Here is a 21,393-nt window from a genome sequence, read left to right as displayed (position 1 = left end):
CATATCGCGGAGTTTTAAGGGATAGTAACCATACATGTCTGATTTGTGGATGATTTTGGTATTGCTGGGGGTCAGCATTGTACTGGCAGTGGTAGTTTTTAACTGGTGGCAAGAAAAAAAGTACCGCAAAGATGTTGAATATCGCTTCAGCCATACGCGTACAGATGTGCTGGATGGCGAGTTGCCAGGCGGTCACAAGGCCGAAACTGGCCAGAAATCCGCCGCGGCTGACAAACACGCCGTGACTGAAGATGTAGAAGGCTGGATGTCGGAGCCGCGTGTGCGCCAGTCGGCAAAATTTGAGCCGGAATTCACGGTAAACGATAGCCAGAAAGCCAAACCAGCCACTGCGCAAAACCCCGCCAGCCCGCCGCTGAATAAGCCAGCGCAAGAAACACGTCCGTTACAACCCAAATCTACGCCTGCAGCTTTTAACGCCGAACCCAAGCAAGAACCTTCGATCTCAGCACCGCAGCAACAAACTGCGCAAGAAACCTCAGACAGTTTTTCTCAACCATCAGCCGGGCTGCAAGTGACAGACCATGCGCAAGCGCATGATGCTGACCAGCCACCAGCCCAGGATACGCCAGAACCAGCAGTCAGCTTGCCTGCGTTTTTGCATACGGCGATGGATTGGGTGGGTGTCATAGATGCACCGCTGGGTGTGATGCTGGCCGAACTGGAAGACTTGCAGGCCGAAGCGAGGACATTCCCGCACCACGCCAGCTTGTGGGGGCAAAGTAGTGCGGATGCCAAATGGCTGGATGTGCTGGCCATGGATAGCACTGCCCTGCAGAGCAAAATACCGCTTAGCCAGGTGGTATGTAGCCTGCAACTGGCTGACCGTGGTGGCCCGGTAGACCAGGAAACCCTGAAGCGTTTCCAGAAATCTATGGAGACACTGGCGCGCGCCCTGGGTTTGAGCGTGCACTGGCAAGGTGGTTATGAGCCTTCGTTGCAAGCGCAGGAGATAGATGCTTTCTGTATCGAGGTCGATAAAGCAGTCGAATTCCACGTGCTGGCTAATCAGGGTATGTTTCATGCGACTAAACTGCGCGGCCTGGCTGAAGCCTGTGGCTTGCAGCTCAGTGCCGAAGGCCGCTTTGAGTTGTTCAACAACGAAGGCGAGCTGGAATTTTCTGTGCGTAACTACGAAGGTAAGCCCTTTTCAGGCGAGATGCTGAAAACCACGGTGATGACGGGCGTGACATTCCAGCTCGATATCCCCACCACCTCGGATAGCATGCAGGTATTTGACCGTATGGTAGAACTGGCGCGCAATATGGCTGCCAGCCTGAGTGCCAGCCTGATAGACGTGAACCGCAAGCCTATCGGCGACCCGCAACTCGACAAGATCCGTCAGCAGTTAAAAAATATTTCTAATGCCATGGCCGCACAGGGGATAGTACCCGGCAGCAGCCATGCCAAACGCCTGTTCTCCTGATCATGGCTGCCAATGAGGCTGCGCTGGCCCTGCAACAGCTCAAGCAGCGTATCGCCGAATATGACTACCATTATTACGTGCTTGATGCGCCACTGGTCAGCGACAATGAATACGATGGTGTCTACCGCGAGCTGGTAGCGCTGGAGCAACAGTATCCTGAGCTGGTCACGCCTGATTCTCCGAGCCAGCGCGTCGGCGGGCTGGCCTCAGCCGCTTTTGACAGTGTGCAGCACAGGCAGGCCATGCTTTCGCTGAATAATGCTTTCAGCGACCAGGAACTGGAAGCCTTTGACCGCCGCGTGCGCGAAGCCACAGATGAAACCGTGGTTGAATATGCGGTAGAACCCAAATTCGATGGTCTGGCGATCACCCTGACTTATGAGAATGGCGTGTTTGTACAAGGGGCCACCCGCGGCGATGGCTACACCGGCGAGAACGTCACCCACAACCTGAAAACCATACGCGCTATTCCTACCCGGCTCACAGCCGCGCAGCCACCGGCCTTGCTCGAAGTACGTGGCGAGGTGCTGATGCTGAAAAAAGACTTTGAAAAGCTCAACCAGCAACAGGCAGCCACCGGCGGCAAACTGTTCGCCAACCCGCGCAACGCCGCTGCCGGCAGCCTGCGCCAGCTGGATTCCAATATCACCGCCAAACGTCCGCTGCACTTTTTTGCTTATGGCCTGGGCGCCAGTGAAGGTATCCCTGAATTGCAATCGCATGCGCAAGCCATGCAATACCTGGCTGACCTGCGCTTTCCGGTCACCTCTCTGCGCACAGTCAAAGCCGGCGCGCAGGGCTTGCGTGATTATTACGCCGAGATAGGGGCGCAACGCAGCAGCCTGCCGTTTGATATTGATGGCGTGGTGTACAAGGTCAACGATTTTGATCTGCAACGCACACTGGGCTTTGTCTCGCGCGCGCCGCGCTGGGCAGTGGCGCACAAGTTTGCGGCTGAAGAGGCGACCACCCTGGTTGAAGATATCACGGTGCAGGTAGGCCGCACCGGCGCTATCACGCCAGTGGCCAGGCTGAAACCGGTATTTGTCGGTGGCGTGACCGTGACCAATGCCACCTTGCATAACGAGGATGAATTACGCCGTAAAGATATCCATATCGGCGATACCGTGATCGTCAGGCGGGCAGGGGATGTGATCCCTGAAGTGGTTGCGGCCATGCCTGAGTTGCGGCCGGCAGATGCACGTGTGTTTGTGATGCCCACGGCTTGCCCGGAATGCGGTTCGCATGTGGTCCGTCTGCAGGATGAGGCCATCGCGCGCTGTAGCGGCGGCCTGATCTGCCCGGCACAACGTAAACAGGCGGTCACCCATTTTGCCTCCCGTAGAGCCATGGATATTGAAGGCCTGGGTGAAAAGCTGGTCGACCAACTGGTGGCGCGCAACCTGGTCAACCATCTGGATGATGTTTATCGCCTGGACCTGGCCATGTTGTCCGGTCTGGACCGCATGGCGGAAAAGTCAGCACAGAATGTGCTGGACGCCATCAACAAAAGCAAGCAGGCGAGTCTGCCGCGCTTTATTTATGCGCTGGGCATACGCAATGTGGGCGAAGCCACCGCCAAAGACCTGGCGCAGCATTACGGTGACCTGGACACGCTGATGCAGGCCGATATAGACAGCCTGCTGCAGGTGAATGATGTCGGCCCGGTAGTGGCCGATGCGGTCTACCAGTTTTTCCAGGAGCCGCATAACCGCGAAGTGATCGCAGCCATGCGTGCTTTAGGCGTGCATTGGGCCGATATCCCCAGAAAGATACAATCGGCTGCGTTTGCAGGCAAAACCTTTGTGCTGACCGGCACCTTGCCCAGCTTGAAGCGCGACCAGGCGCAAGCCATGATAGAGGCGGTGGGTGGTAAAGTCAGTGGCAGTGTTTCTGCCAAAACCAGTTATGTAGTCGCTGGTGCAGAGGCAGGCAGCAAGCTGGAAAAAGCGCAGCAACTCAATGTCACCATCCTCGATGAGTCTGCATTGCTGGCCATGCTGCAGTTGCCAGCTGCAACGACAGAAGTTGACACAAAAGTTGACACTGAAAATGTGCAAACACAAGCAGGGTTGTTCTGACATGACTTTAAAAATAAACTCAAAAATCACTTTAACATTGTTGTTTAATCTATTGATTATAAATAATGTATTTGCGAGAGACGCAGCGCTGGACGCATGCGAGGCCGCGGTCTACCAGCAGCAGTATGCGCAAGCGGTGGAGATTGCCGCGCAGCATGCCAGCCAGCCCGAATTCTGGCTATGCAAAGGGCGCGCGCAAGCGGCTTTGCAGCAACATGCCCAGGCAGAGGCGAGCTTTAAACAAGCCATTGCGCTCAAGCCGCAAGGCCTGGATCTGGTTTCTGCCTATATGCTACTAGGCCATGCACAGAAAACAGCGAACAATACCCCGGCTGCGCTCGCCAGTTACCAGCAGGCACTCAAATTCAGTGAGCAGCAAAACATGCGCCGCTATGTGCGTATCGCGCACAATCTGCTAGGCGAGGCTTATTACGACAATGGCCAGTACGCAGAATCACTGCAAGCTTTTCAGGCCGGCGAAAAGCTGGCTTTAAACGACGATGAGCGTGCAGACAGCTATGTGCATGAAGCGCTGAGTTACCAGAAACTGCAACAGCTGGACCTCGCCATCGAGTACCAGTTAAAAGGCGTGATGATGCTCCGTAAGTCTGCCGCACCAGAGCAATATGCTGAAGGCAGCCTGCAATTGGCCCAGCTATTTATCGCCAAAAAAGACTATGTCGGTGCTGAAAGAACCTATCAGCGCCTGATGGAATACGCGCAAGAGAACGGCGGCAGTTTTTATGAAGCCAAAACGGCGATACACTGGGCCGAGGCCAAGCGTGCGCAAGGCGATAGGGCTGGTGCTGAAACATTGCTGGCACAGGCTGAAACCATCAGCCGCAAGATCCAGGATGACGAGTTAACTGACCTGCTGGCCAGGGCGCGCACGGCAAAACCTTAATCATCATTGACACGGGCCCTAGACACTGGCCGTCACAACTGGCGTCGGTGCTTGTGTCACTCTCAAATACGTCTGTGTGTGTACATTTCAGCAGACGCTTTCACGCTTTACTTTTTTATTATTCATGCATAGTAAATAAATAGTTATCGCCATAATAGTGGTGTCTATTTATTATTAACTCAATAATTATTTATCGTGATATAGTTTATCGGGGCTATCAGATTTCTTATATATATAAATAATGATTGATGAGAGGTTAGACCATGGATATACGCTTTGTTTACAAGGCTATGCTTGCCACAGTTGCACTGACTGGGGCTTTCCAAGCAAACGCTGACACGCTGTACACCTTCAACAGTAATCAACTGGCAGTCATAGATACTTTAAGTCTGGGTACTGTTTCCTATATCAACATCTCCGGTTTGTCTCAGGGCGAACGCCTGCTAGGCGTAGACTTGCGGCCAACTGACGGCCTGGTTTACGGTATCACCAGCGCCAATAACCTGTATACCTTCAACACCAGCACAGGTGCTGCCACCCTGAAAACCAGTCTGACTGGCGCTTCATTGACCGGCCAGGCTGTAGGCATAGACTTTAACCCTAGTGCGGATTTTGCCGGTAACGCTTCACTGCGGGTGGTCACAGCGGCAGGCAGCAACTATGCGGTGAATGCTGATACCGGCGTCATAGGTAATACCGCCAGCAATATAGGCGGCGGCTACACGGCAGTGGCTTACAGCAACTCCAGTCCAGGCGTGAACCCTGGTGCGGGGGATACCACTGATCTGTATTACATCAATAGCAGCAGTGATAGCCTGCAGTTCCTCAATACCGGTTTTAACAGCCCGTCCAGCAATGGCGGCATACAAACGCTAGGTTCACTGGGTGTGGATGTGTTATCCGCCAATGGCTTTGATATCCTGGGTAACGGTAAAGCTTATGCACTATTCAATGTAGATGATGGCACCCTGGATTCACAGTTGTTTTCTATCAACTTGAGCACAGGCGCAGCCACTTATCTGACCACGCTGAACGGTACTTTTAATGGCCTGACAGGCGTGGCCGCCGTCGTGCCTGAAGCAAGTACCAATGCCATGATGCTGGCAGGTCTGGGCATGATTGCAGGCATCGCACTGAGAAGATCCAGACAGCGCAGCTAAACTGTTTGCTGGTGCTTAAAGGGCTAAAGGTCACTCTCTGACTTTAGCCCTTTTGCTTGTCTGGCGTTGCCTAATCTGGCGATACTTGGTCTGGCGAAGCTTGGTCTGGCACTGTTAAACTTTGCAGTCGCAGCGATCATTTGGAATTGTTTGGCCGCTGACCAGGTCGTAACTCATATACCTATCATGCTATGCCAGCGCTTAAGGAGCCTGTATGTTGTTGGATAATAATCGTCGTAACCCCAGTGACATCCAGCCTTCAGAGATCACGCCGTACCAGGTGTTCAGGCAGCGCCGCAGCCTGCTGAAAGCGGCCGGTGCAATAAGCGCCGGTTTGTGGCTGCCATTCAATGCCCAGGCGGCGACAGCTGCACTCGCTGCCAGAAAAACCACCTATGGCCAGGATGAGAAACTGACCAGCTATGAAGATATCACCAGTTACAACAACTACTATGAGTTTGGCACCGGCAAAGCAGATCCGGCACGCGAGGCAGTATTGTTCAAGCCTGCGCCATGGACCATCAAAGTCGAAGGCGCGATCAAGCAGCCTAAGACACTGGATATAGAGCAGTTGATCAAACTGGCGCCGCTGGAAGAGCGTATCTACCGTATGCGCTGTGTAGAGGGCTGGTCTATGGTGATCCCCTGGATAGGCCTGCCGTTAAAGGCGTTGATAGACTGGGCCCAGCCCACCGGCGATGCCAAATACATAGAATTCGTTTCTCATAATGACCCGCGTCATATGCCTGGTGCGCGCCTGCCAGTGCTGGACTGGCCATATGTGGAAGGGTTGCGTATGGATGAAGCCATGCAGCCACTGGCTATCCTGGCCGTAGGGCTGTATGGCAAGGTGTTGCCCAACCAGAACGGCGCCCCGGTACGCCTGGTCGTGCCATGGAAATATGGTTTTAAGGGCGCCAAAGCTATCAGCACTATTCGCTTTGTCGAGAAGATGCCGACCACCACCTGGGTCAAAGCCGGCCCGCGCGAATATGGTTTTTATGCCAACGTGAACCCACAAGTCGATCATCCGCGCTGGACACAGTCTTCAGAAAAACGCATAGGCGCAGGATTATTCGCCGGGCGTATAAAAACCAGGATGTTTAACGGCTATGACGAAGTAGGGCAGTTATACGCCGGCATGGATCTAAAAAAGAATTTTTAAGCGGTTGACTCCGCCCTCGGCTATGTTGTGTCACGCTTGATGCTACGTTCAATCTCACCTCTATTTAGCAGCCCGCTTGCCCGTATACGCGCACTGAAGGCGCTGATCTGGCTGGGCGCCTGCCTGCCACTGCTGCGCTTGCTGGTGCTGGCGGTCACTGATGATCTGGGTGCTAATCCGGTCGAGTTCATAGAACGTTTCACCGGCACCTGGGCACTGGTGTTTTTGCTGCTGAGTTTAAGCATCACGCCGTTGCGGCTGTGGGCAGGATTATCCTGGCTGATCGCCGTGCGTCGCCTGCTGGGCTTGTGGATGTTTGCCTATGCCTGTGTGCATGTACTGAGTTATCTGTGGCTGGACTACAGCTTTGACTGGCCGGATATAGGCCACGATATCGTCAAGCACCCGTATGTGCTGGTAGGGGCCAGTGCTTTCCTGCTCACGCTGCCACTCGCCGCTACTTCTAGCCAGCGCGCCATACGTGCGCTGAAACAACGCTGGAAACGCCTGCACCAGCTGGTGTATGTCATTGCGGTGCTGGCTTTATTGCATTACTGGTGGCTGGTCAAAAAAGATGTCACCGAGCCAGTGATTTACAGCCTGCTGTTTGCCGGCCTGATGCTGGCACGCTGGTGGCTGACGTTTGAGCGGCGGCGCTGATCTAGCGGCCTAGTGCTCCCCGCATGTGGCCATAAACGCTATTCCACGGCTTTAAATGCTTGTGTGACTGCCGTCACAGTCGCATTCTTCACTGTTCGCTATTGACATCATTCACGCTTTTAGACACATTACTGTAAATATAAAGAGAGCCGTGCTGCATGGGGGACTCTCACTAATAATTTTTAGGGGTGTGTGGTTTTAACCAACGACAGGCTTTTGCTGGCTGGTACTAGTCGTGGGTTGGATTTCACACTGCGGTTGTGAAGGTATGTGATGTCAAAAGTAATACTCGAGCCCGACGCATTCGTTCTGGCGGATCAGGCGCTCGCCAGCACGTTTGCAAGATGGCAATCCACCATAGATTCCTCTGGTTTTGGGTTGGCAGCAGTGACCGACCAGCAGGGGAAATGCGACGCCCTATTGTTTTTTAATCGGGCCGGTATGCCTGTGCCTGAAGCTTTGCCTGCCACTGTAGTGGCGGCGCTCACTCCGCTATGGCATTACCTGCCCGCCATCACGCATGCGCCGCTGCAGGGCATGCTCTCCCAGCCTTTGCCTGGCATCAGCCAGCGCAGCATACAACTCGCCGTGCAAGACCCGCACAACCGCTGGCTGGAATGCAGCACCCACGAATTTAGCGACACTGCAGGCAGGCCACGCTCTTTAGTGCTGGTGCGTGAGATCACGCGTGAGCGCCAGGCTGTGCAGGCGACACAACAGCAACAATCGCGTGCGCTGGCCTATGAGCGCTTTCAGTTCTCCATGCTGGAACTGGTACTCAAGGAGCAGGATGCGACGCGGGTGCTGGAAACCATCGCCCGTGATATTGAGGCCATGCATACCGATATGTATTGCGCCATCGTGCTGACGCAGAACCTGGGCAGACTGGTGCAAACGGTGATTGCGCCTACCTTGCCCAAAGCCATGCAGGAAACCCTGCGCCAGTTACAGCTGGAAACCGATAAAGGCTCGCTGGCGACTTCTATCGCCATGAAACAGCGCGTGATCGTTGATGATGTGATGACTAACCCTTACTGGGTGGATCACCGCGAAGCCGCGCTGGCTTCCGGTATCCATGCCGGCTGGGCTGAACCTTTGCTGACGGCCGCAGGTGACATTCTCGGTGCGTTCGCCATTTATTACCGTCAGGCGCAGACGCCGACTGCCAGTGAGCAATCGATGATAGAGCAGGCGGCCAAATTAGTCAGTATCGTGGTCGACCGCCATCTGTCGCAGGACACCATGGAGGCATTGGCCTACCTGGAGCCGGTGACCGGCCTGCCTAACCGCAGAAAAGCGTATGAAGTGTTGCAGCGGGTGCAATTGCAACCGGCCACTGGCCAGCACTGGGGCTTGATCTATCTGGATATAGATCACTTCAAATGGATCAACGAGGCGCACGGCCATGCACTGGGTAATCACTTGTTGCAGCAGGTCGCCCAGCGTCTGCAAAAGGTGGTGGCGCCGCATTTTCTGGCATGCATGGGGGGTGATGAATTCCTTATCCTGCTGTCCGGCCTGGCCAGTGACAGCGAAAAAGCCTTGCAACAGGTGTGGGTGTTGCAGCGCAAACTGCAAAAGATATTTGAACGTGCCTTTAAAGTGGATGGCCAGAAGCTGCAGATCACCTCCAGTATGGGGCTCTCCAGTTTTAATAGCGTAGAAGCGTGCGACACCGACTTTGTCAAAGCGGTAGATATCGCCATGCACAGGGCCAAGCAGGCAGGGCGCAACAGCGTATGTGTCTATGAACCCGGCATGCAGACAGAGATCGCCACCCAGGTGATGCTGGAAGCCGAGTTGCGGCTGGCGATAGAGCAGCAGCAACTGGCTTTGCATTACCAGGTGCAGGTAGACCATACCGGCCGGCCGTTCGGTGCCGAGGCTTTGTTACGCTGGCAGCATCCGCAGCGTGGCTTTATCTCACCGCTGCAGTTTATCCCGGTGGCAGAATCCAGCGGACTCATCATCGATATCGGCATGTGGGTGCTGGACCAGGCATGCGCCCAGATCGCCAAATGGCAGCATGCGCGCAACACCAGCGACCTCAGCCTGTCGGTGAATATCAGTGCCAGGCAGTTCAGGCAGGCCAACTTTATCTCCATGATCAAAGCCTGCATACAGAAACACCAGATCAACCCGAATGCGTTGCGGCTGGAGCTGACCGAGAGCCTGTTGCTGGAGAACGTTGATGACGCCGTCAACATCATGACCGAGCTCAGCCATATCGGCATCCAGTTTTCACTGGATGACTTTGGTACCGGCTATTCCTCACTGCAGTACCTGAAAAAATTACCTTTATACCAGCTCAAGATAGACCGCTCATTCGTCAATGATATCGTCACCGATAGCCATGACCGCACCATAGTACGTACCATCATCGCCATGGCGCAAAGCATGTATCTGAGCGTGATCGCCGAGGGGGTAGAAACGCAGGAGCAAATGGAGTTGTTGCTGAATAATGGCTGCCGTCGCTACCAGGGTTATCTGTTTGGCAAACCCATGCCGATAGCGCAGTTTGAAGCCAGCCTGGCCCAGGCGTTGCAGTGATCAGTCCAGGCCAGCACCTTTAGTACCGCTGGTGCCGGCAGCTGGTGCCAGCGTCGCCGACGGCGTGTCTTGCACTTCTGGCGCTGCCTGCAATGCCTGCTCGGCTTTAGGCAAGATCTCAAGTTGTGTGCTATTGGTGTTGTTGGCGGCCTGTTGCGCATTACTTTCAGCCGTCAGTATGCGGATGATGATGCGGTTATTCACCGATTGCGCCAGATTGTTTTCGCTGCTGGAAGCCGGTTTGGTATCAGCCAGGCCTATCGCCGACAGGCGCTTGCTGCTCACACCGCGTATGCCCAGAATAGCGGCCACACGCGCTGCCTGGGTGGCGGTGGTTTCCCAGCGCCTGGCTTCAGGGTTGGCGTCATCACTATACATATGGCGGTCTATATGGCCTTCAACCTGCACGGTGCGGTATTCATTCTTCAGCTGTTCGCCTATCAGCTTGATCACATAAGGGCCTTGCTCACTCAGCGCAGATTGGTCAGCCTTGAACAGTAAGTCACTGCGCAAGGTGATATCTATGCCGAATTCGCCCTGCAGGATAGCCACTTGCTTTTGATCTATCCAGAGCTCAAGCACATTGGCCAGCTGTTGACCGATGGCGCGCATTTTGTCGAGGTCACGCTGCTTTTTTTCCTGGTATAGATAGTTGAGCGGCAACGGTTTCAGCCTGGCGCTCTGGTTTTGCAGCGAGGAGGGCGTGTCTATGTTCATGCTAGGTGTCTGGCCAGGTTTGCCCTGAAAAGCGGTGACCACCGAACTCGACAATGCCTGGTATTTATTCAGGTTGATGCTGGAAGTGGCATACATGACCACAAAAAACGCGAACAGCAACGTGATGAAGTCGGCATAGGAAATCAGCCACCGGTCGTGGCTGTCATCGTCATCGTCGTGGATCTTGCGCCGGTACATCACGACTCCCTGAGGCGCAAATAGGCTTCCAGGCGTTCGCTGACCAGTTTCGGGTTATCGCCTCTGGCAATAGACACCCAGGCATTCAGCAGCATCTCGCGGCGCGAGAGCTCGTGCTGTATATGGCCCTTGAGTTTGTTGGCGATAGGCAGGAACACCAGGTTGGCCAGCGCGACACCATAAATGGTCGCCACGAAAGCCACGGCGATGCCGCTACCGATCTTGGCCGGGTCTGACAGGTTTTCCATAACATGGATCAGGCCGAGCACGGCACCTATGATGCCCACGGTAGGCGCATAGCCACCGGCCGCAGACCAGATCTTGGCTGCATCACGTTCCTGCACTTCAAAATAATACATATCGATGGCGCAGACTTCGCGTATGCGGTCAGCTGGCGTGCCATCCACTAATAGCTGCAGGCCTTTGCGCACAAATGGGTCTTGCTCGCGCTTGATCTGGCTTTCCAGCGATAACACGCTTTCTTTACGCGCTTGCTGGCTCCACTGGTTGATACGCTGCGCCAGTTTGTGCCTGTCATCTTCAGGCAGCACAAAAACCCAGCGCAGCATGCGCAGGCCTTTGATAAATGATTTGAGTTCGCTTTGCAGCAGCACGGCACCGATAGTGCCCAGCATCACCACCATAAAGGCGGCCGGTTGCAGCAGCGACTTAAGGTGTCCGCCTTCCAGGGTCTGTCCCAGCACCAGGCCGGCGAGCGCGATCAGTAGCCCTGCCAGGCTGCCCCAATCCATTACGACACTCCGGTCCAGGATTTATCACGCATAGAAGCACGCAAGCGGGCCACGGCCTGGCTATGCAGCTGGCATACGCGTGATTCAGACACATTCATGATGGCGCCTATCTCTTTCAGGTTCAGTTCCTGTTCGTAGTAAAGGCCCATCAGCATTTTTTCGCGTTCCGGCAAATGGTCTATCGAGTCTATCAATGCCTCGCGGAAATCACTTTCCAGCAGAGATTTGACCGGGTCATTGCTGTCATCGTCGACAAAGCGGTCCAGGAAGTGTTCGCCACCGCCTTCATCATCGTGAAAATCTTCGTAGTAGATCAACTGGTGACCCTGACAGTCACTCAACACATCGTAGTAGTCTTCAAGACTGAAGTTCATGTGTTTGGCGATTTCGGATTCGGTAGGTGGGCGGCCTAGTTTTTGTTCCAGTTGCTGTACCGCTACCTCGATATCGCGCATATTCTTGCGGATACCGCGTGGCAGCCAGTCGGCGCCGCGTAACTCGTCCAGCATGGCACCACGCACACGTTGCGAGGCATAGGTCTCGAACTGTGCGCCATGCGTGTCTTCATAACGCTGGATCGCATCCATCAGGCCTATCATGCCAGCCTGCACCAGGTCATCAACTTCCACGCAGGAAGGCAATTTGGATTTCAGCTGGTAGGCCATTCTCTTGACCAGGCCGCTATGCTGCTTGAGCATCTGGTCGGTATTGTTGGTTTTGCCTTTAGCGGTATACATGTTTTCCCTCTTTACTCTAGGCAGCAGCCAGTGACGACGTCGTTAAACGTTGTTGTTCCAGACTTCTGGCAACGGCTTTAAATGCCATTGCAGACTGTGTTGCCGGAGTTGGCTCCGCTGCCAGACGGTTTTTCAAACCGGTGGCTGGCTGGGCCTTTTGCATGGATTTGCTCTCCGGGATAGCGCCGAGAAAACCCAGGGAGATGCCCAGGAACTGCTGGCAGACCTGGTTCAGGCGCATGAAATACTGCTGGCCTTGTTCATGCGTGGCATCTGTGACTACCACGCTCAAAGGCAGCTGGCCATGCTGCTGGCAAATACGCTTGATGGAGGTATATGCCGATTTGATCGCTTCATCATGGCGTTCCATCTGCAGCACCAGGCTATGCTGGGCCATCACGGGCAAGACTAAGCTCTGGTCACTGGTGTCTAATAATGCTTCTATCATCACGGTATCGTAGTCATACGCAAGTTGCTTCACTATACCGTCGAGCTCGCTTTTTAAATCGGCGGATAAAGGCGAGGTTAATGCGTCAGTTTCTGTCAGGCTGGCCAGATCATAGCCTTGCGGGTGTTTGACCACGGCGCGGCTCAGGTTGCTTTTGCGCATGGCTACTGCCTGCAATGTGCATTTGGTCATGGGCCGCTGCTGGGCCTGTATCAGCAACACGCGCTTGCCTGGGGTGGCCATGCTGGCCGCCAGCTGGCTCAACCAGCTGTCAGCAGGCTGGCCATTGGCCGCCATCACACTGATCATGCGTGCAGATGATCTGGCCATGATACGGCGCAGGCCATCGGCCTGGTCATGGTAATTAAACATGGTGCTGCTCTCCCTGCGCCTGCATCATGCTCGAGATCACCAGTGGCAACTCTTCATCCAGGTATTGGTAGGGCAGGCTGGCCTGGTGTGGGGTTAACACTCTTTCAACCAGGGCGTGTTTATTCGCCACTTCTATATCTTCCGGCACGCGTTGGCCGCCGGTGGTGTAGTACAGGCGCATGCGCTCACGGATCAATACATCCAGCACATTGCCTATGGCTGCGGCTTCGTCCAGTTTGGTGACTATGCAACCGGCGATATCATGTTTTTTGTAGCTGCGCATCACATCGGTCAGGGTTTCACCGGTTGAAGTCGCATTCAGGCACAACAGTTTCTGTATAGGCGTTTCAGCGCGGCTCAGCATGGAGAGCTGCTCGGTCACTGCCTGGTCACGCTGACTGACACCGACAGTGTCTATCAGTATCATGTGTTTGCCTTTGAGCTCGTTGAGCGCGATCTTCAGGTCTTCTTCATCTTTCACCGCGTGTACCATCACGCCCAGGATCTTGCCGTAGATACGCAATTGCTCGTAACCGCCGATACGGTAGCTGTCTGTGGTGATCAGGCCTAGGTTCTGGGTGCCGTGTTTCATCACATAACGGGCTGCCAGTTTGGCCGTGGTGGTCGTTTTGCCGACACCGGTAGGGCCAACTAGCGCATACACACCGCCTTTATCCAGCAATGCATCTTCATCATCCAGCGTATGCAGGTTGCGGCTGATGACTTCTTTAGCCCAAATAGGTGCCTTCTGCACATCGATATGCTGCGGCATTTTTTCAGCGATCTGGCGTGACAGGGCGGCGCTGAAGCTGGCAGAGAGCAGGGTGCTCAATACTTTAGATTTGGCCGGGCTGTGCTGCAGATGATGCTGCCAGGTCATGGCGCTCATCTGCGTTTCAAAGTTGCTGCGCATATGACGCATTTCCTGCATCATGGTCAGCATTTTTTCTTCCAGCGTCTGCGTGGCGACCTGGTAGGCCTGCTCCTGCTGCTCGCTGTGCTGTTTGAACAAGTCCATCATCGCGTGGTCATTGTTCGTCGTTTCTTCTACCGCTGGTGCAGCGACCGCCGGTTTTGCCGCTGGCGCCGGCGCAGCCATGCGCGGCTGAGCCTTGGCGGCTGGCATTGCTTGCGCTGCGGACTGGCTGTTGACACCAGACTGACCGTTGACACCGGCTTGACCGTTCACATAGTCGAGCAGGCTGCGGGCATCACTCTGCGGCTCCTGCGGTTGTTTGTTATCGGAGTTGGCGATATCAGTTTCAAGCATGGCCATGATCTCGGTGCCACCATTGACGCTGCGATTGGCAACGATAATGGCATCTTCACCTAAGGCCTGTTTCACCTGAGCCAATGCTTCACGTGCATTCTTGCCAAAAAATCTTCTGATATTCATGTTATTGCGCTCCGATTAAGCTGGTCACTCGTATTGATTTGTTGTCTGGCAACTCGTCGTGCGACAGCACTCTGAGATGCGGGACGGTCCTTCTTAAAAACCTTGATAAAGCCTGGCGTAGCGGGGCGGCAACCAGTAATACCGGTGTCAGTCCCATCTGCTCCTGTTGTCTGGCAGCGACTTCTGTCTGTTGCGACAGTTTCTCAGCGATGCCAGGTTCAATCACGCTTTGTGCGGATTGGTTGTTCTGTAATGCCTGCAACAGCAAACGCTCCAGCTGGCCATCCAGCGTCATGGCGGTCACTTCGTCACTGTACGGGAACAAGTCCTGTACGATGGCGCGACCCAGTTTGACACGTACCATGGCAGTCAGGTCATTTGCATCCTGGCTATATTGCGCATGGTCGGCCAGGGTTTCCAGTATGGTGCGCATATCGCGTATGTGCACACCTTCGTTCAACAAGTTCTGTAATACTTTCTGCAGCGCTGACAGGCTGATCAGTTTAGGCACGATCTCTTCTATCAGCTTGCTGGATTCTTTACCCAGGTGGTCCAGCAGTTGCTGTACTTCCTGGCGGCCCAGCAATTCACCGGCATTCAGTGAGATCACATGGTTGAGGTGGGTGGCGATCACCGTGCCCGCATCCACCACCGTATAACCCAGGCTTTGTGCATACTCTTTACGCTCTGATTCTATCCAAACTGCTGGCAATCCAAATGCAGGATCAGTGGTTTTAGTACCATCCAGTTCGCCGGTTACCGCACCCGGGTCTATGGCCAGCATCTGGTTAAAGTTGGATTCACCACTGGCCATCTCTACACCTTTCATGGTGATGCGATAGGCATTCGGCTTTAATGTCAGGTTGTCGCGGATATGTACAGTCGGTGCCAGAAAGCCTATTTCCTGGGCGAATTTCTTGCGTATGCCTTTAATGCGTTTCAACAGTTCGCCGCCTTGTGCCTTGTCCACCAAGGGGATCAGTCTGTAGCCGACTTCCAGGCCTACGGTGTCTACCGGCAATACATCGTTCCAGGTCGCTTCTTCTGCTTCGCTGGCAGGTGCCAGTTTGTCTTCTGGTTGCGGTGTCAGCATGGCTTGCAGCGCGGCTTTCTCCTGCTTTTTCTTCACTGAATAAGCCATACCACCCAGCATGGCACCCAGTGCCAGGAAAGCCAGGTGTGGCATGCCAGGAATAAGGCCGATAGTGCCTACGATGCCGGCAGTCACGCTCAGTACGCGTGGGTTCTCAAACAGCTGGCTGATCAACTGGCCACCGATGTCTTCGTTGTTGGCCACGCGTGAAACCACCACACCGGCCGCGACAGAGATCACCAGTGAAGGGATCTGCGCCACCAGGCCATCACCGATCGCCAGCAGAGTGTAGTTTTTAACCGCATCGGCAAAGCTCAGATCATGTTGCACCATGCCCACGATCAGGCCGCCGACGATATTGATGATGATGACCAAAATGCCGGCGATCGCATCACCACGCACATACTTACTGGCACCGTCCATGGCGCCGTAGAATTCGGATTCCTGGCTGACTTCCTTACGGCGGCGGCGGGCTTCATCTTCCGCGATCAGGCCGGCGTTGAGGTCGGCATCGATCGCCATTTGTTTCCCAGGCATCGCATCCAGGGTGAAACGTGCGCCCACTTCAGCGATACGGCCAGCACCTTTGGTGATCACGGTAAAGTTGATGATAGTCAGGATCACAAACACCACGATACCCACGGCATAGTTACCGCCAATCAAAAAGTGGCCAAAAGCTTCAATCACTTTACCAGCCGCGTCCGGGCCGGCATGGCCTTCAGTCAGTACCACGCGGGTAGAAGCCACGTTGAGTGCCAGGCGCAGCATGGTAGTCATCAGCAACACGGTAGGAAAGGCGATAAAGTCCAGCGCCTTGGTGGTTTGCAGGCCTATGATCAGCACCAGGATAGACAGGGCGATATTAAAGGTGAAAAACACATCGAGCACGATGGCTGGCAGCGGCAAGATCATCATCGCCAGCAGCATTACAACAATGAGTGGTGCGGCGATTGCGCGACCGTCCAGTTTTCCCATCATTTGTTGCCAGTTGTTCATCTATAAGCTCCTTAAACCTGCTCTGATCACTCTATATCTGTTGCTGAAGGCGGTGTCGCCACCAGTGCATGCGGGTCCAGCGCATCTGGCACCGGTACATTGGCAGGCACAGGCGGACGCACGCCACCATGCTGTTTGAATACACGCAGCTGGAATACATAAGCCAGTATCTCGGCCACCGCTGCATATAAGGCTTGTGGTATTTCACGTTCCAGTTCGGTATGCGCATATAAGGCACGCGCCAGTTTGGGTGACTCCATGGTCATCACATTGTGCTCTGCTGCGATCTCCCTGATCTTGAGGGCGATCGCATCCATGCCTTTGGCGACCACTATTGGGGCGCCGCTTTCACCTTCTTTATAGCGTATGGCCACTGCATAGTGGGTAGGGTTGGTGATCACCACATCGGCAGTCGGAATATTGCTCATCATCCTGCGGCGTGCCATTTCGCGTTGTTGCTGACGGATACGGCCTTTGACTTCCGGGCTGCCTTCCGCCTCTTTCGCTTCGTCTTTCAGTTCCTGCTTGGTCATCTTATGCTTTTGCGCATATTGATAAAGCTGGTAGGGCACATCGATCACCGCAATCAGCACCAGGGCAGAAGCAATGGTCAGAAAGCCGGTCACCATATAATCATTAATGGCATTGATGCCGGATTCCAGCGGCATTTCAGACAAGCCCAGCATAGGCTGCAAATCTTTTTTTACGATGGTGTAGCCTACAGACGCCACCAGTATGGTCTTGGCCAGTGATTTCACCAGCTCAACCAAAGAGTTCTTGGAGAACAGGTTGCTCAATCCTTTAATAGGATTCAACTTGCCAAAATTAGGCACCAGCGATTTCTGTGACATCACCCAGCCACCGACCAGGATAGGTGAAGCTACTGCCACTGCCACAATGATCACCGCCAGCGGCAGAAAAGCCCACATCACTTGCTCTATCACTTTGAGCAGGTGGACCAGCAGCAGTTCCGGCTCGAACGCCATGGCCTGGTCAAAGCGCAGGCCCTGTCTTAATACATCTTTCAGTGCCTCACCCATAGGGCGGCCCAGCATCATGATGGCCATGCCACTGGTGAACAAGACGGCACAGGCGGCCAGTTCACGAGAGCGGGGGATATCGCCGTCTTCGCGTGCCTTCTCCAATCGCTTGGGGGACGCGTCCTCGGTTTTCTCCATATCGCTGTCATCAGCTGCCATATCACTCACTTGTCGGGGTTCAGGAACACAACAGGCGTTGCGTCGTACATGAGTGATTATTCAGCAGGAAAGCGGTTTTTTATAGTTGGAATAAAGGCACTAATAGACCGCAATCTAATAGTTATGAATTGAATTTTGTTAATAAGTGCAAATTTATAAAATATTAATCATTAAAAAACAATGACTTATAAAATAAATGAATTATTTTCAAACAAAACCCTAAAGTTTTAGTGAAGCCCGCCGTAAACGAGTTATGACTAAAAGTGCCCGTGAACCGGATCTGATGACGCCCATGCAGCAAAAAAATGGCTGTTAACGGAATACAACGGGAAAACTTTAATTATTTTTTGAATTGAAAGGGGCAGGCAACTGCGAGAATAACCATATATTTATTACAGTTAAACATTAAATAAATATCATAACTATATGTTTTATATAGTTGTGTGTTGTGCCATGCCGGGTTTTGTAAGACAAACACCTACATGGCTGTTTTCGTCCGTCTTACAAAATTAACCGACAAACCCTGATTGTTGGCATCCATGAATGCGCGCAAAGTACGCCTAACGCAAATGCGTACTTAAATTGAACCGCAAATAAATGGAGAAAAGATCATGAATGTCATGCAAAACGATTTACTCGCTGAAATCAAAGATGCCAATCTGAACTACCTGATGCTGGCACAACAACTGATCCGCGCCGACAAAGCCACTGCAATTTTCCGTTTGGGTATCAACAAGGAAATCGCAGACCTGCTGGAAAACCTGACCAACCTGCAACTGCTCAAATTGTGTAACACCAACATGCTGCTGACACGCTTCCGTTTTGACGATAGCGAGATCCTGGGCATGCTGACCAGCTACACTAAAGATCCTGCCCAGGCGCACCTGCACACAGCGGTACTGATGTCCGCCCAAGCTGCAGAATCTACAGTATAAGTTTTATTTCCATCTGGCGATAAAGAATAGAAAAGAGGGTTTATCATGCAAAAGAAGAGTGTCGTTAACGAAGCAGAACAAATTAAACTGGCCATGCAAATGATTGAGTTGGGTGCACGTTTGCAATTGCTGGAATCACAAACTACTTTGTCACGTGAGCGCTTGATCAAGCTCTACAAAGAGATGAAAGGTGTTTCACCTCCTAAAGGCATGTTGCCGTTCTCGACCGACTGGTTCCTGACCTGGCAGCCAAATATTCACTCTTCCATTTTCTATAATATCTATCGTTTCATGGTCGATTATGCAGGTGTAGAAGGCATACATGCCATCATCAAAGCCTACACTCTGTACATGCAACAAGTGCAAAACCCGGATGGCGGCCAGACTGAAGAACCTGTGTTGTCCCTGACCCGTGCCTGGACCCTGGTGCGCTTTATTGAAAGCAAAATGCTGACAACTAAAGTCTGTCATTGCTGCGGCGGCCAATATATCGTCAACAGCTACGATCTGAACCAGAACTATGTGTGCAACCTGTGCCACGTGCCTTCACGTGCCGGTAAAACCAAAAAAGCCAAAGAACTCAGCTACAAACTGGTTTCAATGTCAGCTTAATCAGGCTGTGGTGGTGACTAACAGGTTATCACTGATACAACCTGGTATTTAAAGAAAGACTCAGCATGCGTTCTATCAAACTTTCGGCAGGGGCGTTGCAGCAAAATGTAAGTGCACAACGCTCCCTGTCCCCTAAGTTATGGGTGCAGAAACTGATGCCGCGCAAATTATGGTGCCAGGCATTGCTGATACAGTGTTTGAGTCTGCTGTTGATTGCGGGCGTCGCGCCTGACGTAATCAACAGTGTATTCGCTTTTGAGCTACGCAGCCTGGGGCTGCGGCTGGATTCAATCTGGTTCTGGCTGCTACCGCATGCAATACTGGTCAGTGTCATGGCCAGGGCCAGCCGTATGCCGGTCTGGTGGCGCTGGATACATGTTATTTTCCCGCTGGCGGTGATCAGCATGCAGCAGATCGCCTTGCCGGCCGTAGTTTACCTTGCCGGCTTTGTCATCACTCTGGCGCTGTATTGGTCTGTGCACAATACGCGCGTGCCTTTTTACCCGTCTTTTCCCGCTACCTGGCGCGCCATACACCATATTCTGGAACAACATGCCGGTGCGCAGCCGTTACGTGTGCTGGAGATAGGCAGTGGCCTGGGCGATGTTGCGCTGTTTTTATCCAGGCAACGTGCACAAGACCAGATAGACGGTATAGAGATCGCGCCATTGCCCTGGCTGGTCAGCGTGCTGCATGCGACCTTTACACGCAGCCGGGCCAGATTCACGCTGGGCGATTACAGGCGCAGCGACTTCACGCAACTGGATGTGGTATTCGCCTACCTTTCACCGGCCGTAATGGCGGATGTCTGGCACAAGGTACAGCAGGAGATGCTTCCCGGCAGCCTGTTTGTCAGTTCCGAGTTCCCGGTGGCGGATGTGACTGCCACCCGTATCATCTATCCTGCAGCAAACGCTCCCGCACTCTACGTTTACACCCTGTAACGCTGGCGGGTGGCAATACCGCACTAGCAGCCTTTCTGCTTGCCTGCGCCTGCCTCTATCAGATATTGCAAGCTAATTAGCCTGCTAAATCCCTTTTATTTGCAACATTGAAACCGGATGACGATTGTTATGCTGTAGGTATTCAATGCTAAAAGTGGAGTAGGGCATGTTCGTTATTATTGGGTACGTAGTCGTTTGCGGCATGATTTTCGGCGGGTATGCGCTGGCCGGCGGTCATCTGGGCGCGCTGTGGCAGCCGCTGGAAGTGATGATGATCTTTGGTGGTGCGTTCGGTGCGTTTATCGTCGGTAACGACAGTAAAGCCATCAAGGCCACCGTCAAAGCCTTGCCTACCTTGTTCAAGGGCTCCAAATACTCCAAGCAGCTGTATATGGATCTGCTGGCATTGCTGTTCGAGATCCTGACTAAGATCCGCAAGGACGGCTTGATGGCGATCGAAAAAGACATTGAAGACCCTGAAGCCAGCGCCTTGTTCGGCAAATATCCCAACATCCTGCATGACCACCACCTGGTTGAATTCATCACTGATTACCTGCGCCTGATGGTGTCCGGCAATATGGATGCATTCCAGGTCGAAAACCTGATGGATAACGAGATCGAGACCCACCATATGGAAGGCCATGTGCCTGCGCATTGTATCGCCAAGCTGGGTGATGGCTTGCCCGCTTTCGGTATCGTGGCCGCGGTGATGGGTGTGGTGCACACCATGGAAAACGTGGCATTGCCACCGGCTGAGCTGGGTATCCTGATCGCGCACGCGCTGGTGGGTACTTTCCTCGGTATTCTGCTGGCTTATGGTTTTGTCGGCCCCTTGTCCGGTTTGCTGGAACAAAAGCTGGAAGAATCCAGCAAAAGTTTTCAGACCGTGAAAGTGGTGTTGCTGGCCAGCCTTAACGGTTATGCCCCGCCTATCGCGGTGGAATTCGGCCGTAAGGTGCTGTATTCCACTGAGCGTCCTGGTTTCACCGAGCTCGAAGAGCACGTGAAACAGGCCAAGTCCAAATAATCA

18 protein-coding genes are annotated in these 21,393 nt (G+C 53.5%); 11 read left to right on the top strand and 7 right to left on the bottom strand.

Annotated elements, in window-relative coordinates:
• Positions 1-34 precede the first annotated feature (34 nt).
• The 7 genes from ACFQ1Z_RS03790 (at position 35) to ACFQ1Z_RS03760 (ending at position 9,964) form a co-directional block, all read left to right on the top strand.
• Positions 35-1,444, top strand: coding sequence for a cell division protein ZipA C-terminal FtsZ-binding domain-containing protein (locus tag ACFQ1Z_RS03790; RefSeq protein ID WP_379055798.1), 1,410 nt, complete (start codon positions 35-37; stop codon positions 1,442-1,444).
• A 2-nt stretch (positions 1,445-1,446) separates the two neighbouring features.
• Positions 1,447-3,525, top strand: coding sequence for an NAD-dependent DNA ligase LigA (ligA, locus tag ACFQ1Z_RS03785; RefSeq protein ID WP_379055796.1), 2,079 nt, complete (start codon positions 1,447-1,449; stop codon positions 3,523-3,525).
• 1 nt (position 3,526) lies between these two features.
• Complete coding sequence (locus ACFQ1Z_RS03780) at positions 3,527-4,429, top strand: hypothetical protein (RefSeq protein WP_379055794.1); 903 nt, start codon at positions 3,527-3,529, stop codon at positions 4,427-4,429.
• A 263-nt stretch (positions 4,430-4,692) separates the two neighbouring features.
• Positions 4,693-5,589, top strand: a complete 897-nt coding sequence (locus ACFQ1Z_RS03775) for a DUF4394 domain-containing protein (RefSeq protein ID WP_379055793.1) — start codon at positions 4,693-4,695, stop codon at positions 5,587-5,589.
• Positions 5,590-5,803: 214 nt separating this feature from the next.
• On the top strand, positions 5,804-6,754 hold the full coding sequence (gene msrP / locus ACFQ1Z_RS03770) for a protein-methionine-sulfoxide reductase catalytic subunit MsrP (RefSeq protein ID WP_379055791.1): 951 nt from the start codon (positions 5,804-5,806) through the stop codon (positions 6,752-6,754).
• A 39-nt stretch (positions 6,755-6,793) separates the two neighbouring features.
• Positions 6,794-7,414, top strand: coding sequence for a protein-methionine-sulfoxide reductase heme-binding subunit MsrQ (locus ACFQ1Z_RS03765; RefSeq protein WP_379055789.1), 621 nt, complete (start codon positions 6,794-6,796; stop codon positions 7,412-7,414).
• A gap of 273 nt (positions 7,415-7,687) precedes the next feature.
• Entirely contained in the window at positions 7,688-9,964 is a 2,277-nt protein-coding gene (locus ACFQ1Z_RS03760; protein ID WP_379055787.1) for a sensor domain-containing protein, read from the top strand.
• Here ACFQ1Z_RS03760 and ACFQ1Z_RS03755 read toward each other — a convergent pair whose 3' ends face one another.
• From ACFQ1Z_RS03755 to flhB, 7 genes are read right to left on the bottom strand one after another with little or no spacing between them, the layout of a single operon-like run.
• Complete coding sequence (locus ACFQ1Z_RS03755) at positions 9,965-10,879, bottom strand: flagellar motor protein MotB (RefSeq protein ID WP_379055785.1); 915 nt, start codon at positions 10,877-10,879, stop codon at positions 9,965-9,967.
• Positions 10,879-11,631 carry a flagellar motor protein gene (locus ACFQ1Z_RS03750; protein WP_379055783.1) on the bottom strand — a complete coding sequence of 251 codons (753 nt, stop codon included), beginning with the start codon at positions 11,629-11,631 and terminating at the stop codon, positions 10,879-10,881. Before ACFQ1Z_RS03750 ends, ACFQ1Z_RS03755 begins: the two co-directional genes overlap by 1 nt.
• Positions 11,631-12,368, bottom strand: a complete 738-nt coding sequence (locus ACFQ1Z_RS03745; RefSeq protein WP_379055782.1) for an RNA polymerase sigma factor FliA — start codon at positions 12,366-12,368, stop codon at positions 11,631-11,633. The genes ACFQ1Z_RS03750 and ACFQ1Z_RS03745 overlap by 1 nt, the downstream gene beginning before the upstream one ends.
• 16 nt (positions 12,369-12,384) lie before the next feature.
• Positions 12,385-13,188 (bottom strand): MinD/ParA family ATP-binding protein, encoded by an 804-nt coding sequence (locus ACFQ1Z_RS03740; RefSeq protein WP_379055780.1) that lies wholly within the window; start codon positions 13,186-13,188, stop codon positions 12,385-12,387.
• Entirely contained in the window at positions 13,181-14,584 is a 1,404-nt protein-coding gene (gene flhF / locus ACFQ1Z_RS03735; RefSeq protein ID WP_379055778.1) for a flagellar biosynthesis protein FlhF, read from the bottom strand. Before flhF ends, ACFQ1Z_RS03740 begins: the two co-directional genes overlap by 8 nt.
• Position 14,585: 1 nt before the next feature.
• Positions 14,586-16,673, bottom strand: coding sequence for a flagellar biosynthesis protein FlhA (flhA, locus tag ACFQ1Z_RS03730; protein ID WP_379055776.1), 2,088 nt, complete (start codon positions 16,671-16,673; stop codon positions 14,586-14,588).
• A gap of 26 nt (positions 16,674-16,699) precedes the next feature.
• Positions 16,700-17,872 carry a flagellar biosynthesis protein FlhB gene (gene flhB, locus ACFQ1Z_RS03725; protein ID WP_379055774.1) on the bottom strand — a complete coding sequence of 391 codons (1,173 nt, stop codon included), beginning with the start codon at positions 17,870-17,872 and terminating at the stop codon, positions 16,700-16,702.
• A gap of 611 nt (positions 17,873-18,483) precedes the next feature.
• Between flhB and flhD the strand changes: the two genes are divergently transcribed.
• The 4 genes from flhD to motA all read left to right on the top strand — a co-directional run bounded on the left by flhD (position 18,484) and on the right by motA (position 21,390).
• Complete coding sequence (gene flhD / locus ACFQ1Z_RS03720) at positions 18,484-18,807, top strand: flagellar transcriptional regulator FlhD (RefSeq protein ID WP_055824950.1); 324 nt, start codon at positions 18,484-18,486, stop codon at positions 18,805-18,807.
• 45 nt (positions 18,808-18,852) lie between these two features.
• Positions 18,853-19,419, top strand: a complete 567-nt coding sequence (flhC, locus tag ACFQ1Z_RS03715; RefSeq protein ID WP_379055772.1) for a flagellar transcriptional regulator FlhC — start codon at positions 18,853-18,855, stop codon at positions 19,417-19,419.
• A 65-nt stretch (positions 19,420-19,484) separates the two neighbouring features.
• On the top strand, positions 19,485-20,363 hold the full coding sequence (locus ACFQ1Z_RS03710) for an SAM-dependent methyltransferase (protein ID WP_379055770.1): 879 nt from the start codon (positions 19,485-19,487) through the stop codon (positions 20,361-20,363).
• A gap of 166 nt (positions 20,364-20,529) precedes the next feature.
• Positions 20,530-21,390, top strand: a complete 861-nt coding sequence (motA, locus tag ACFQ1Z_RS03705; protein ID WP_379055768.1) for a flagellar motor stator protein MotA — start codon at positions 20,530-20,532, stop codon at positions 21,388-21,390.
• The last annotated feature ends 3 nt before the right edge of the window (positions 21,391-21,393 follow it).

This window comes from Methylophilus luteus, from assembly GCF_042676265.1.
GTDB lineage: Bacteria > Pseudomonadota > Gammaproteobacteria > Burkholderiales > Methylophilaceae > Methylophilus > Methylophilus luteus.
This window is presented reverse-complemented; position numbering and strand designations above follow the sequence as displayed.

What these genes read in the sequence shown, in the direction of transcription:
- ACFQ1Z_RS03790 (WP_379055798.1), top strand. Translation starts at nt 35, where the DNA reads ATGTCTGATTTGTGGATGATTTTGGTATTGCTGGGGGTCAGCATTGTA.
- ligA (WP_379055796.1), top strand. Translation starts at nt 1,447, where the DNA reads ATGGCTGCCAATGAGGCTGCGCTGGCCCTGCAACAGCTCAAGCAGCGT.
- ACFQ1Z_RS03780 (WP_379055794.1), top strand. Translation starts at nt 3,527, where the DNA reads ATGACTTTAAAAATAAACTCAAAAATCACTTTAACATTGTTGTTTAAT.
- ACFQ1Z_RS03775 (WP_379055793.1), top strand. Translation starts at nt 4,693, where the DNA reads ATGGATATACGCTTTGTTTACAAGGCTATGCTTGCCACAGTTGCACTG.
- msrP (WP_379055791.1), top strand. Translation starts at nt 5,804, where the DNA reads ATGTTGTTGGATAATAATCGTCGTAACCCCAGTGACATCCAGCCTTCA.
- ACFQ1Z_RS03765 (WP_379055789.1), top strand. Translation starts at nt 6,794, where the DNA reads ATGCTACGTTCAATCTCACCTCTATTTAGCAGCCCGCTTGCCCGTATA.
- ACFQ1Z_RS03760 (WP_379055787.1), top strand. Translation starts at nt 7,688, where the DNA reads ATGTCAAAAGTAATACTCGAGCCCGACGCATTCGTTCTGGCGGATCAG.
- ACFQ1Z_RS03755 (WP_379055785.1), bottom strand. Translation starts at nt 10,879, where the DNA reads ATGTACCGGCGCAAGATCCACGACGATGACGATGACAGCCACGACCGG.
- ACFQ1Z_RS03750 (WP_379055783.1), bottom strand. Translation starts at nt 11,631, where the DNA reads ATGGATTGGGGCAGCCTGGCAGGGCTACTGATCGCGCTCGCCGGCCTG.
- ACFQ1Z_RS03745 (WP_379055782.1), bottom strand. Translation starts at nt 12,368, where the DNA reads ATGTATACCGCTAAAGGCAAAACCAACAATACCGACCAGATGCTCAAG.
- ACFQ1Z_RS03740 (WP_379055780.1), bottom strand. Translation starts at nt 13,188, where the DNA reads ATGTTTAATTACCATGACCAGGCCGATGGCCTGCGCCGTATCATGGCC.
- flhF (WP_379055778.1), bottom strand. Translation starts at nt 14,584, where the DNA reads ATGAATATCAGAAGATTTTTTGGCAAGAATGCACGTGAAGCATTGGCT.
- flhA (WP_379055776.1), bottom strand. Translation starts at nt 16,673, where the DNA reads ATGAACAACTGGCAACAAATGATGGGAAAACTGGACGGTCGCGCAATC.
- flhB (WP_379055774.1), bottom strand. Translation starts at nt 17,872, where the DNA reads ATGGCAGCTGATGACAGCGATATGGAGAAAACCGAGGACGCGTCCCCC.
- flhD (WP_055824950.1), top strand. Translation starts at nt 18,484, where the DNA reads ATGAATGTCATGCAAAACGATTTACTCGCTGAAATCAAAGATGCCAAT.
- flhC (WP_379055772.1), top strand. Translation starts at nt 18,853, where the DNA reads ATGCAAAAGAAGAGTGTCGTTAACGAAGCAGAACAAATTAAACTGGCC.
- ACFQ1Z_RS03710 (WP_379055770.1), top strand. Translation starts at nt 19,485, where the DNA reads ATGCGTTCTATCAAACTTTCGGCAGGGGCGTTGCAGCAAAATGTAAGT.
- motA (WP_379055768.1), top strand. Translation starts at nt 20,530, where the DNA reads ATGTTCGTTATTATTGGGTACGTAGTCGTTTGCGGCATGATTTTCGGC.